Origin of the sequence: Pseudoduganella rhizocola, assembly GCF_045984285.3 — a bacterium.
Lineage (GTDB): Bacteria > Pseudomonadota > Gammaproteobacteria > Burkholderiales > Burkholderiaceae_D > Rugamonas.
Genome location: NZ_JBJQIK030000013.1, coordinates 59,613 through 71,498, shown reverse-complemented (window position 1 = coordinate 71,498; position 11,886 = coordinate 59,613). Strand labels below are relative to the sequence as shown.

Below are 11,886 nucleotides of genomic sequence, written 5' to 3'. Positions count from 1 at the left end.
GACCGCATGAAACCACGCTTCACCACCGCAGCTTTCCTGTCCCTGTCCCTGCTTGCCGCGTCCGCACAGGCGCAGGGCATCGTCCGCCACAAGATTCCCGGCTCCGACTTCCCGATCGCGCAGGCTGTGACGCTGCCACCGGGTTCCACCATCCACTTCATCAGCGGCCAGGTGCCGCCGGTGGTGGACAAGGCCGCCGCTCCGGAATCCATCGCCGCCTACGGCGACACGAAGACGCAGACGGTCGGCGTGCTGAAGAAGATCGAAGAAATCCTGAAGTCCATGAACCTGGCCATGGGCGATGTCGTGAAGATGCAGGTCTTCCTGGTAGGCGACCCCGCGAAAAACGGGAAGGCCGATATCAAGGGCTTCATGGAGGGCTATACCCAGTTCTTCGGCGGAGCGCAGCCGAACCTTCCTGCGCGCGCCGTGATGCAGGTGGCGGCGCTGAATGTGCCGGGCTGGCTGGTCGAGATCGAAGTTGTCGCTGCAAAAAAATAAGTCGCCGTACCGATTCGTTTCACTCATAAAAAAGGAAATATCCATGCACAAGGGAATCATCAAAACGGGCGCCGCCGCCATGGTCCTGCATTCGGGCCTGGCACTTGCAAATCCTGAACCGGTGGAACCGGCCGATCCGCAATCCGAGAATGTGGCGGGCGCCGCACCGGTTTCGGTGGGGGCCGTGATTGTCACCGGCACCCGCGCCAGCGGCCTGAAAGCGGAAAACAGCGCATCGCCGATCCAGGTTCTGGACGCAGCATCCCTGCTGCGCACCGGCCAGCCCGACCTGGTGCAGGCGCTGGCGCAGAACCTGCCGTCGTTCACGGCGCAGGCCTTCGGCGGCGATACGGCCAACCTCACGCTGTCGGCGCGCCTGCGCGGCCTCAGCCCGAACAACACCCTTGTGCTGGTGAACGGCAAGCGCCGCCACGGAACCTCCAACCTCGCCGTGCTGGGCGGACCATACCAGGGCGGTGCGGCGGCCGACCTGAACTTCATTCCGGTGGCGGCCATCGACCATATCGAGGTGCTGCAGGACGGCGCCGCGGCCCAATACGGCACCGATGCGATTGCGGGCGTGGTCAACATCATCCTGAAATCGAACAACAAGGGCGTGAGCGGCAATGTGAACGGCGGCGGCTACGTGGATGGCGGCGGCCGTACCGGCGACGGCACGGCCAATATCGGCTTCACGCCGATGGAGAACGCCTTCATCAGCCTGACGGCCGAAACCAAGTACCACGGCTACAGCGACCGCGGCGGCATCGACCCGCGCGTGCTGGACCCGAACAACATCAAGAACATGCCGCTGCTGCAGGCGCCCGGCTATCCGCACCTGAACAAGATCGCGGGCGATGCGCAATACCACCTGCATACGCTGGCGCTGAATGCCGGCTACGACATCGACGACGACACATCGCTCTATGCCTTCGCCACCTGGGGCAAGAAGCAGGCGCGCGCGCACGAGAACTACCGGATGCCGAACCGCCTGCCTGCCGTCTATCCGCTGGGCTTCGACCCCAAGGAGACGATGAAGGAGACCGACTACGCCTTCACTGCGGGCGCGAAGGGCAAGCTGGGCGCTGGCTGGCACTGGGAGCTGAGCACCACCTATGGCCGCGACAAGGCGGAAATCGGCGTGGAAGATACCGGCAACGTCTCGCTCTACAAGGACAAGGGCTTTACCCCGACCGTGTTCCATGCCGGCGACTTCATCGCCACCCAGTGGACCAACAACTTCGACATCAGCCGCGAGTTCGACATGGGCTGGGCCAAGCCATCCACCTTCGCCATGGGCCTGGAGCATCGCAAGGATGAATACGAGATCCGCGCCGGCGATGAATATTCGCGCTACAAGGAAGGCTCGCAGTCCTACCCCGGCTTCTCGCTCACCGACGCGGGCAAGCATGACCGCAACAACAAGGCCATCTACCTCAACTTCATCAGTTTCCCGCTCAAGGGCTGGACGGTGGACCTGGCGGGCCGCTACGAGGACTTCAGCGACTTCGGCAAGGCGAAAGTGGGCAAGCTTACGTCGCGCTACGACTTCAGCGACGCCTTTGCGCTGCGCGGCACCTTCAGCAATGGCTTCCGTGCGCCGACGCTGGCGGAGCAGTACTACTCGGCCACCAACGTATCGCCGACCAGCGCCTTCGTGCAGCTGGCGCCGAACTCGCAGGGCGCGAAGCTGGTGGGCATCGATGGACTGAAACCCGAAGCCTCCACCAACCTGAGTGCGGGTATCGTGATCAACCCGGCGCGCAATGTTTCGCTGACGGTCGATGCCTACCAGATCAAGATCCGCGACCGTATCGTCGGTTCCGGCGCCTTGTATGGATCCGGCGGCGCGGTGAACTCGCCGGCCGTGGTGGCGGCGATCCTGGCCAACGGCAATGTGCTCGACCCGACCGTCAGCGATACCGGCATCAACATCTTCTCGAATGCGGTGAACACCCGTTCGCGCGGCCTGGAAGTTGTGGCCACCCTGAACAGCAATTACGGCGACATGGGCCGCGTGGACTGGAGCGCCGCCGCCAACTGGAACCAGGTTCGCGTGACGAAGGTGAACCAGGCTCCGGCCCAGCTGCTGCCACAGAACCTGCTGGACCGCACGGCGATCTCCAACCTGGAAACCGCATCGCCGCGCACCCGCGTCAACCTGGGCGCGCTGTGGAAGGTGGGGAACTGGACGCTCAACCTGCGCGAGGCGCTGTACGGCAAGTCCTATAACTGGGAATCGCCGGACGGCGGCACTTACTACAAGAACGAAATCGGCAATACCGCGATTACCGATCTTGAAGTGGCTTACCGCTACAACAGCAACTGGACCCTCACCGTGGGCGCCAACAACCTGTTCAACAAGTACCCGGACGGCGTGAACGCCGAGCTGCTGTCGGTCTACCGCGCCAACCTGGACAACAGCGCGGTGACGGTGCTGCCGACCTTCTCGCCCTTCGGCATCAACGGCGGCTACTACTACGCGCGCGCCAGCTTCAAGTTTTAAGCGTGCATGACAGGCGGGGCAAGGCGCGGTATGCTGCGCCTTGCCCCGTTTTTCGTTCAGAGGATCGCATGCTCAGGATCATCCGCCATTCGCTGTGCGCCGCCGCCGTTGCCGGCAGCGCCGCCGCGGCCGCCGCGCCCATGTCGCTGCAGGACTACCTGGCGCTGAACGGCCGCGCGCCGGACAAGCACATTGCCTACGGCGCAGCGCCATCCCAGTTCGTGGAGCTGTTCCGGCCCGCCGGCAAGGGCCCGTTCCCGGTGGTGGTGCTGATTCATGGCGGCTGCTGGACCGTGCAGTTCGGCGGCATTACGCAGATGCGCAATATGGCGAGCAGCCTGGCGGCGCAGGGCATCGCGGTGTGGAATGTGGAATACCGCCGCTACGACGAACCGGGCGGCGGCTACCCCGGCATGTACCAGGACGTGGCGGCTGCGGTGGACCGCCTGAAGCAGGAAGCGGCCGCCAGCCAGCTCGATCTTACCCGCGTGGTGGCGGTCGGCCATTCGGCAGGCGGGCACCTGGCGCAGTGGGCCGCGTCGCGCCACAGGCTGCCCTCTTGGAGCCCGGCCTGGGTGAAGGACCCGCTGGCCATTCCGCAGGTGATCAGCCTGGGCGGCCTGGCCGACCTGCGCCTGCAGGCGGCGCTGATCAAGAGCAGCTGCGAGCGCGATACCGAACAGCTGGCGGGCAAACCCAGCGCGGCGCGTCCCGATGTGTTCCTCGACACCTCGCCCGCCGAAATGCTGCCCGCGAAAATCCATACGGTGCTGGTCCACGGCGAGCATGACACCGTATCGCCCATCTCGACCGGCGAAGCCTACGCCCGGCGCGCCCGCGCTGCGGGCGACACCGCCAGCGTGGTGCTGCTGCCGGGCGGCAGCCACTACGACGAAGTGGCCGCGACCTCGCCTTCGTGGAAAATCGTCTCCGCCGAAATCCGCAAAGCACTCGGCCTCTAGGCGCCCGGCGCGGGGTATTTGACTGCGTTCAGGGCCATCTTCTCCAGTGCGGCGGCACGCAAGTCCACGCCGCTGCGGTCGGCCAGCTGCACCAGGTAGAGCAGCACGTCCGCCAGCTCGTGGCGGATGCCTTCGCGCGCCTTGTCATCCAGTTCTTGCGGCGCTCCCGTCTTCAGCCACTGGAAGTGTTCGGCCAGCTCCGCCACTTCAACCGACAGCGCCATCGCCAGGTTCTTGGGCGTGTGGTACTGCTCCCAGTCGCGTGCATCGGCAAAGGCGCGGGTGCGCTCGCGCAGCAGTGTCAGCGTGTCCGCTGGCAGGCCGTCGCCGGCCGTGTCGAGGGGATTTTTCATGTGAAATAAAAAGACAAATTGTGACAATCTTCGATGCTATCATTCCTGCGCCGCCCAATCGGGGCCGACTGGGGGCAATAAAAAACATAAGGACGACGATGAAATCATTGGTACCCCGCGCGCTCGCGCTGACGATTGCTTCCCTCTTCATTGCTGCGCCGGCCGTGCAGGCCGCCAGCGCTCCCCGTGTTGACAAACCCTGGCTGTCGCAAGCCGACGCGGAAGCCCGTTCGGCGCGCGTATCGAACGTGACTTACACGCTGGCCTTCCGCCTCACCGGCGAGGAAAGCTTCAGCGGCAGCACCACCATGCAGTTCGACCTGAAGGACGCTTCCGAGCCGCTGACGATCGACCTGAACAAGGCTGAACTGGGTGAAGTCACCGCCAACGGCAAGGCCGTCAAGCCAGCGTATAACCAGACCTTCCTGACCATTGCGGCGGAAGACCTGAAGCAGGGCCGCAACCAGATCGTCATCAACTACACGCGCAAGCACAGCACCAATGGCGAAGGCCTGCACCGCATGGTGGACCCGGTGGACAAACGCGTCTACACCTATTCCCACTTCGAACCTGCCGCGGCGCAGCAGATGTTCCCCAGCTTCGACCAGCCGGACCTGAAAGCCACCTACCAGCTCAACGTGACCGTGCCCGCCGACTGGACCGTGGTGTCCACCACGCGCGAAAGTTCGGTCAAGGACGTGGAAGGCGGCAAGCTGTGGACCTTCCCGGTCTCGAAGAAGCTGAGCACCTATAACTTCTCCATGCACGCCGGCCCGTACAAGGTATGGGAAGACAAGAGCGCCAAGTACCCGATGCGCCTGTTTGCGCGCCAGTCGGTGGCGGCGCAGGTGGAACCGGAGGAATGGTTCACCTTCACGAAGCAGGGCCTGGCCTGGTTCGACGACTACTTCGGCATTCCCTACCAGTACGAGAAATACGACCAGCTGCTGGTGCCGGACTTCCTGTACGGCGCCATGGAGAACGCGGGCGCCGTGACCTTCGCCGAACACGGCTTCCTGCACAAGGACAAAATGAACACGGCGCAGCGCCACAGCCTGGCAAGCGTGATCATGCACGAGATGGCGCACCAGTGGTTCGGCGACCTGGTGACGATGAAATGGTGGAACGGCCTGTGGCTGAACGAGAGCTTCGCCTCCTTCATGGGCACCCTGGCGACCGCCGAGGCGACCGAATTCAAGAACGCCTGGCAGTACTTCTACACGCAAGGCAAAACGGCCGCCTATGTGCTGGACCAGCAGGTCGTGACCCACCCGATCGAGGTGCCGGTGCCGACCACGGCCAACGCCTTCGACAATATCGACGCCATCACCTACTCGAAAGGCGCGTCCACGCTCAAGCAGCTGCGCCACCTGCTGGGCGAGGAAGTGTTCCGCAAGGGCGTGCACAACTACCTGGTGAAATACAGCTGGCAGAACGCGAAGCTGGATGACTTCATCGGCAGCCTGGGCGAAGCGGCGGGCCGTGACCTCGGCCAATGGACCCAGGACTGGCTGTACCAGCCGGGCGTAAACACCATTGCCGCGGACTTCAGCTGCAAGGGCGGCAAGGTAAGCAGCTTCCGCCTGAAGCAGACTGCCGGCGCCCAGTACCCTGTGCTGCGCGAGCAGCGCGTGCAGCTTGGCCTGTTCAGCGACGCCGGCAAGGAACTGAAACTGGAGCGCAAGCTGGCCGTGACCTACAAGGGCGCCTCGACCGAGGTGCCGGAACTGAAAGGCGCGGCCTGCCCGGCGCTGGTGTACCCGAACTATGAAGACTGGGGCTTCGTCAAGGCAGGCCTGGACAAGCGCTCCTTCGCCACCGCGCGCAGCAGCGTGAGCAAGGTCACCGACCCGATGCTGCGCACCATGCTGTGGCAAAGCATGTGGGACAGCGTGCGGGATGGCCAGCTGCCGCTGAACGAATTCCTGCAGACGGCGCTGAACAACCTGCCGGCGGAGCAGGACTATGCGCTGCTGGGCTCCGTGCTGGACAAAACCGGCGCCGGCCTGAGCACCCTGGAGAAGATGGCGCCGGATGCTGCCTACTCCCGCCGCACCAACGACGCTTTCGAAAAGATGGCATGGGAGCTGAGCCAGTCCGACAAGGGCGACCAGAACTACAAGCGCCGCTGGCTGAACTCCTATATCGGCCATGCCATGAGCAAACCTGACCTGGACCGCCTGGCCGCCATCCTGGACGGCAAGCAGGAACTGAAAGGCGTGACGCTGAGCCAGGACCTGCGCTGGACCATGCTGCAGGCCCTGAGCCTGCGCAATTACGCCGGCATCGATGCACGCATCGCCGCCGAGCAGGAGCGCGACAAGTCCGACAGCGGCCAGTCCGCCGCGCTGGAAGCCACCGTGCTGCGGCCGGATGCCAAGGTGAAGGCGGAGCGCCTGGCGCAGATCCACGATCTGCAGACCAAGCTGCCGTTCTCGCGCGTGCGCACCATGATGGAGAATATCTATCCGATGGCGCAGTCCCGCCTGAACGAGCAGACCGCCGCCGAACGCCTGAAGCAGCTGCCGGCGCTGGACAAGGCCGCAGGCCCGGTCTACATGCGCGCCTATGCTACCTCGATGCTGCCGATGACCTGCACGCCTGAGAACGTGGCGCGCCTGAAGGCCGCTGCGGACGAGTACAAGGACCTGGCGGCCGGCACCCGCCGCGGCCTGCTGATCGCGCACCAGGAAGACGCGCGCTGCGTCGCCATCCGCAAGGCGATGACGGTGCCGCTGAAGTAAGTGTGCTCAGGCAGATGCCGCCAGGCCATCTGCCTCCAGCATTGCCAGCAAGGCTGGCAGCGGTGCAGGGCGGGCGAACAGATAGCCCTGCATCGCGTCGCAGCGCTGGCTGGCCAGGAAGGCCGACTGCGCTGCGGTCTCCACTCCCTCCGCCACCACGCGCAGGCCGAGGTGCTTCGACATCGCGAGGATGGACTGCACGATGGCGGTGCCGCTCGGGTTTTCCGGCGTGTCCATGATGAAGCTGCGGTCGATCTTCAGCTCATACAGCGGCATCTTCTTCAGGTAGGCCAGGCTCGAATAGCCGGTACCGAAATCATCGATCGAAAAACGCAGGCCCATGGCGGTCAGCTCGTGCATGCGCGCGATGGTCTCGTCCATCTTCTCGACCAGCAGGCCTTCCGTCACTTCCAGGATCAGCAGGTGGGCCGGCGCGCCGGATTCCGCCAGCGCCTGGCGCACCGTATCCACGAAGTCCGGCTGGCGGAACTGGGTCGGGCTGACATTGACGGACAGCGGCATGATGCGCCCGCGCTGCCCCAGTTCCTTCAGCGCCGCGCAGGCCTCGCGCAGGGCCCACAGGCCAAGCCGCACGATCAGTCCCGACTCCTCGGCCAGCGGAATGAAGACGGAAGGCGGCACCATGCTGCCGTCCTGGCGCGGCCAACGCATCAGCAGCTCCGCGCCAATGGCCTTGCCGTGGCAGTCGAACTGCGGCTGGAAGTGCATCTGCAGCGCGCCCTCGTCCATCGCCGCCGCCAGCTCGCTTTCCATGGTCAGGCGCCGTTCCACGTCGGCCTGCATGGCGTCTTCGAAGAAGGCGATGCTGTTGCGGCCCTGCGATTTGGCGCGGTACATGGCGGTATCGGCCTCGCGCAGCAGGTCGTCCGCCGTCTGGCCTTCCTTCGGCAGCAGGGAGAGTCCGATGCTGGCCGAGGAGCTGTAGGAATGGCCGTCGATTTCGATTTCCTCGGCCAGCGCGGAACGCACCGTTTCGGCCACCCGCAGGGCGGTGCTGATGGCGCCGTCGGCGTTGGTGCCCACGTGCGCAAGCAGCACCACGAATTCGTCGCCGCCGATGCGGGCCACGGTATCGCTCTTGCGCACCAGCTGCAGCAGACGCGCGGCGGTGTTTTTCAGCACGGCGTCGCCGGTGGCATGGCCGCGCGCGTCGTTGATGACCTTGAAGCGGTCCAGGTCGATAAACAGCACGGCGCTCAGGGTCTGGCTGCGCGCGGAGCTGGCCAGCAGGGCGCTGATGCGGTCCAGCAGCAGGCGGCGGTTCGGCAGGCCGGTGAGCGGATCGTAGAAGGCCAGCTGGTGGATGTCCTGCGCCGAGCGGTCGCGTTCCTGGATGGTGGTGAGCAGTTCCATGTTCAGCATCTGCAGCGCATTGCGGCTGTTCTCCAGCGACTCGGCGCTGTTGGCCAGTTCTTCCAGCGAGCGTTCAAGATGCCGCAGCAGCACCGCACAGGACAGTGTGATCACCGAAGTAATGAAGAGGAAGTTCAGGGCCAGGATGGCGCCCTTCAGGAGCCCTGCCTGCGGCAGGCCGACCAGCTCCACGCCGGGCGAGGGCAGGTAGCCGAGCGCCAGCACCGCCACGGTGGCCCCCAGCAGCGCCACCAGTGCGGGACGCAGGCCCATGAGCAGCGCCGTCAGCACCGGCACGGCCATCAGGTAGATCTGGCTGACCGGCCCGACCTTGGCCAGCAGGCCCACGCCGACCATGAAGGCGGCGGCGAGAAAATGCGTTGAGCGCGTTGTGTGGCTCAGGTGCTTCATGCGCCAGATGGCGGTGATCCAGACCATGGCCACCGAATCGATGACGGCGACGGACCACAGGCCTTCGCCGATGGCGAGCAGGATGCTTGGGATGGCGGTCAGGCCGCCGAGCGTGACGACCACGAGCAGGATGCGCGCCAGGATCTGCGCACGCCAATGAGCGAGATGGTCTCGCGCTTCCATTGCAAGCTCCCCGAACAGATGGTTGATGTTACTGTTCTACCAATAGTACGCGGTATTGCACAGCCTGTCACTGCCGGGGGCGGGGCGCTACAATGCTGCCGGACCAAGGAGCCTGCGATGACTTATGAAGAATACCTGGATGAGGTAACGACCCTCATCACCGAAAAATACGATGTGGCGGACGAGGAGGCGATCCGCATGGTGGTGAAAGCGCAGGACGAAGAGTTCTTCGTACAGCACGACGATGTGGCGTCCATGCGCAATATCGACCAGGCGCACAAGGACGCCAAAACCATCTACCTGGCCAGCAAGGCGGCGGGCAAGCCGCGCAGATAAAGCCGGCCGCGCCGGCGGCGGGGCCGGCCCTTACTGCGCCTTCACCGGCTTGAGCTGGAGCTCCTGCACCTTGGGCTCGCGCTCCGGCGTCAGCGTGAAGAAGACCTCCAGCGTGCCCTGCTCACCCACCAGCTGGAAGCTGGCGCGCAGCTGGTTTATCGCCTTCAGCGGGCCTACGGACGTGATCTTGCCGATCGCCGCCAGCTGCTTGCCCGCATGCTCGGCCCAGTCGGCGCGCGAGCGGTCGAGGAAGAAGTTGCCGGCCACGATGGCATCGGCCGCGGCGTCCCAGTGCTGCAGCATGTGCAGCACCTGCGGCTGGCGTTTCAGCAGGATCGCCGAGGGCATCACGGTGCGCGGCTGCAGTCCGCCCTTGTCCAGTATCAGGTCCATCACCTTGCCGCTGGTGCCGGACAGGGAGGCGTAGCGCACGTTCCCGAAGGCCATGATGGCGATGCCGTAGTCCGGCAGGATGCGGTAATGGCTGCCGAATCCGGGCAGGCCGCCGTTGTGGGTGACGACGGTAACGCCGCGGCTGTCGCGCGACCATACCAGGCCGTGGGCATAGAAGCCGACCGTGGGATTGGGCTTGCCGTCCGCCAGTTTGGCGTCGGCCTGCAGTCCGGCGAAGGACTGCGGCGCCTGCAGCTCGCGCAAGGTGGCGCGCTTGACGGGGCCGTTGTCGGCCTCGTCGCGCGGCGGCCAGGCGCTCAGCAGGAAGGCGGAATAGCGGGCGAAATCCTCGATGGTGGTGATCAGGCCGCCCATCGCCGCCGCATCGCCGTCATGCAGCATGGGCTCCAGCTCCCAGGCGCTGCCGGTCCAGCGGTAGCCGAGCGCCAGCTTATCCTTCGGCATGCTGGCGTATTCCCAGCCGGTGCTGCCCATGCCCAGCGGCTTCAGGATGCGCCGCTGCACATAGTCCTGGAAGCGCATGCCGGATGCTTTCGACACCACCTTGCCCAGCATCACAAAGCCCAGGTTGCTGTATTCGAAGACCGGACCGGTTGCGTTCGAGAACGACAGGCCGCCGCCGACGAACTGCGCCAGCGCGGCATTGCTCAGCTCCATCTGGCGGTCGCCCCAGGGATTGTCTTCCGGCAGGCCGGTGCTCATCGTCATCAGGTGACGCACCGTGATGGGCGGCGAATCCACCGTCGGGCGGCGCAGCTTGCCCGCTTCCGGCAGGTACTTCGACACCGGATCGTCCAGCCGCAGCTTGCCCTCGTCGCGCAGCTGCAGCGCGGCCAGCGCCACCAGGCTCTTGCTCATGGAAGCGATGCGGAAGCGGCTGTCGGGCGCGGCGGCCAGCTTATCCTCCACATTCGCATAGCCCAGGCCTTTCGCATGCACCAGCTTGCCATCCACCACGATGCCGTAGGCCAGGCCCGGCGCATGCACTTTGCTAGCCTGTTCCTGGTACAGCCTGTCGATCTCGGGCAGCAGGGCCTCGATGCGGGCGGCGCGGTCCGTGTCCGTAAACACGGCTGCGGCAAAACCCCCCTGAGGCGCCTGGGCATGGCCGGGCGCGGCGGCCAGCAGGGCGGCAGAGAGCAGGCAGGCGAGGCGGAGACGCTGGGCAGTCATTGCTTTCCTTTCAAATAAAACGTGTCAAACAGTCTACTTGAGCACGGCTGATGGGGACAAGCGTTTCCGGAAACAACAATCGGCGGGCCTTATGTCGGCTAAAGTCTTGATGGCAGGTAAGGTCATCCTGTATCGTGTTGAACTCGCAGACGATTTTGAAGTATTCACAAATGACAACTCTTTCCCCATCGGAGACGGCCATGGAGCCCCAGGAAGTCACTTTCGACGACGTTGCGGAAGCGGCCGAGAACTTGCAGGACGAGGGCAAACGGGTGTCCATCGAGGCTGTCAGCGGGATCCTCGGCAACGCTCCCCTCGGCGAAATCCAGAAGCACCTGGCCGAGTGGCGCGCCGTGCACGCGGGACCGGTGGAGATGCCCAAGGTGGAGATTCCGCAGACGGTCGCCGCTGCGCTGGAAAGCTGGGTCAAGCAGTATGCGAAGGATGCGGGCGCCGGTTCGCGCGCGGCGCTGGCACAGGCCGAGAGCGAGCTGGATGCCATGGCGGTATCGGGCGCGCAGCTGGAAGCGGCACGCGCCGAACTGGCCGATGAAGTGGCGGCCCTGACCGCAGCGCGCGACGACGCGCGGGCGCTGGCGGCGGAACGCGCGGAACAGATTGAGCGCCTGAATGCGGAACTGCGCAATGCGCGCCAGATCGCCACCGATGCCCTGGTCAGCAAGGCGAAGGACCAGCTGGCCATCGACGGCAAGGATCTGCAGCTGGCCGACCTGCGCGCCCAGATCGAGCGCAATGTGGCCGCTTCGGCGGCCGAATCGGACCGCCGCCTGGCGGCCGAAATGGAACTGGTCGGCGCCGTCACGGCACGCGACAGCTTCGAGGCCGAAGTGCGCGAACTGCGCGCCCAGCTTGAGTCCTGCTTCAATGAGCGCCGCAGTGCGGCCGGCGTGAAGTCCTAAGCCTGTCCC

The 11,886-nt window shown here is 65.1% G+C and carries 9 protein-coding genes; 6 read left to right on the top strand and 3 right to left on the bottom strand.

Translation table 11 applies throughout. From position 1 onward, the window contains the following. Positions 1-6: 6 nt before the first annotated feature. The 3 genes from ACJRPG_RS22335 to ACJRPG_RS22325 all read left to right on the top strand — a co-directional run bounded on the left by ACJRPG_RS22335 (position 7) and on the right by ACJRPG_RS22325 (position 3,969). A complete protein-coding gene (locus ACJRPG_RS22335) occupies positions 7-501 on the top strand; it encodes a RidA family protein (protein WP_408002310.1) in 495 nt (164 codons plus the stop codon). 43 nt (positions 502-544) lie between these two features. Then, positions 545-3,007: a TonB-dependent receptor plug domain-containing protein gene (locus ACJRPG_RS22330; RefSeq protein WP_408002309.1), complete on the top strand. Its 2,463-nt coding sequence runs from the start codon at positions 545-547 to the stop codon at positions 3,005-3,007. Positions 3,008-3,075: 68 nt separating this feature from the next. After that, a complete protein-coding gene (locus ACJRPG_RS22325) occupies positions 3,076-3,969 on the top strand; it encodes an alpha/beta hydrolase family protein (protein WP_408002308.1) in 894 nt (297 codons plus the stop codon). Here the strand turns inward: ACJRPG_RS22325 and ACJRPG_RS22320 are convergent. Continuing rightward, complete coding sequence (locus tag ACJRPG_RS22320) at positions 3,966-4,322, bottom strand: nucleotide pyrophosphohydrolase (RefSeq protein ID WP_408002307.1); 357 nt, start codon at positions 4,320-4,322, stop codon at positions 3,966-3,968. The genes ACJRPG_RS22325 and ACJRPG_RS22320 overlap by 4 nt on opposite strands. A gap of 98 nt (positions 4,323-4,420) precedes the next feature. Between ACJRPG_RS22320 and pepN the strand changes: the two genes are divergently transcribed. Further along, a complete protein-coding gene (gene pepN, locus ACJRPG_RS22315) occupies positions 4,421-7,066 on the top strand; it encodes an aminopeptidase N (RefSeq protein WP_408002306.1) in 2,646 nt (881 codons plus the stop codon). Between the two features lie 6 nt (positions 7,067-7,072). On the opposite strand, the gene ACJRPG_RS22310 is transcribed toward pepN, so the two are convergent. Next, positions 7,073-9,034 carry a putative bifunctional diguanylate cyclase/phosphodiesterase gene (locus tag ACJRPG_RS22310; RefSeq protein ID WP_408002305.1) on the bottom strand — a complete coding sequence of 654 codons (1,962 nt, stop codon included), beginning with the start codon at positions 9,032-9,034 and terminating at the stop codon, positions 7,073-7,075. A gap of 117 nt (positions 9,035-9,151) precedes the next feature. On the opposite strand from ACJRPG_RS22310, the gene ACJRPG_RS22305 reads away from it, so the two are divergent. Beyond that, positions 9,152-9,370: a hypothetical protein gene (locus ACJRPG_RS22305; protein ID WP_408002304.1), complete on the top strand. Its 219-nt coding sequence runs from the start codon at positions 9,152-9,154 to the stop codon at positions 9,368-9,370. Positions 9,371-9,400: 30 nt separating this feature from the next. Here the strand turns inward: ACJRPG_RS22305 and ACJRPG_RS22300 are convergent, their stop codons facing one another. After that, positions 9,401-10,957, bottom strand: coding sequence for a serine hydrolase domain-containing protein (locus ACJRPG_RS22300; protein WP_408002303.1), 1,557 nt, complete (start codon positions 10,955-10,957; stop codon positions 9,401-9,403). Between the two features lie 170 nt (positions 10,958-11,127). Between ACJRPG_RS22300 and ACJRPG_RS22295 the strand changes: the two genes are divergently transcribed. Next, complete coding sequence (locus tag ACJRPG_RS22295) at positions 11,128-11,877, top strand: DNA-binding protein (RefSeq protein WP_408002302.1); 750 nt, start codon at positions 11,128-11,130, stop codon at positions 11,875-11,877. The last annotated feature ends 9 nt before the right edge of the window (positions 11,878-11,886 follow it).

What these genes read in the sequence shown, in the direction of transcription:
- ACJRPG_RS22320 (WP_408002307.1), bottom strand. Translation starts at nt 4,322, where the DNA reads ATGAAAAATCCCCTCGACACGGCCGGCGACGGCCTGCCAGCGGACACG.
- pepN (WP_408002306.1), top strand. Translation starts at nt 4,421, where the DNA reads ATGAAATCATTGGTACCCCGCGCGCTCGCGCTGACGATTGCTTCCCTC.
- ACJRPG_RS22335 (WP_408002310.1), top strand. Translation starts at nt 7, where the DNA reads ATGAAACCACGCTTCACCACCGCAGCTTTCCTGTCCCTGTCCCTGCTT.
- ACJRPG_RS22305 (WP_408002304.1), top strand. Translation starts at nt 9,152, where the DNA reads ATGACTTATGAAGAATACCTGGATGAGGTAACGACCCTCATCACCGAA.
- ACJRPG_RS22325 (WP_408002308.1), top strand. Translation starts at nt 3,076, where the DNA reads ATGCTCAGGATCATCCGCCATTCGCTGTGCGCCGCCGCCGTTGCCGGC.
- ACJRPG_RS22310 (WP_408002305.1), bottom strand. Translation starts at nt 9,034, where the DNA reads ATGGAAGCGCGAGACCATCTCGCTCATTGGCGTGCGCAGATCCTGGCG.
- ACJRPG_RS22300 (WP_408002303.1), bottom strand. Translation starts at nt 10,957, where the DNA reads ATGACTGCCCAGCGTCTCCGCCTCGCCTGCCTGCTCTCTGCCGCCCTG.
- ACJRPG_RS22330 (WP_408002309.1), top strand. Translation starts at nt 545, where the DNA reads ATGCACAAGGGAATCATCAAAACGGGCGCCGCCGCCATGGTCCTGCAT.
- ACJRPG_RS22295 (WP_408002302.1), top strand. Translation starts at nt 11,128, where the DNA reads ATGACAACTCTTTCCCCATCGGAGACGGCCATGGAGCCCCAGGAAGTC.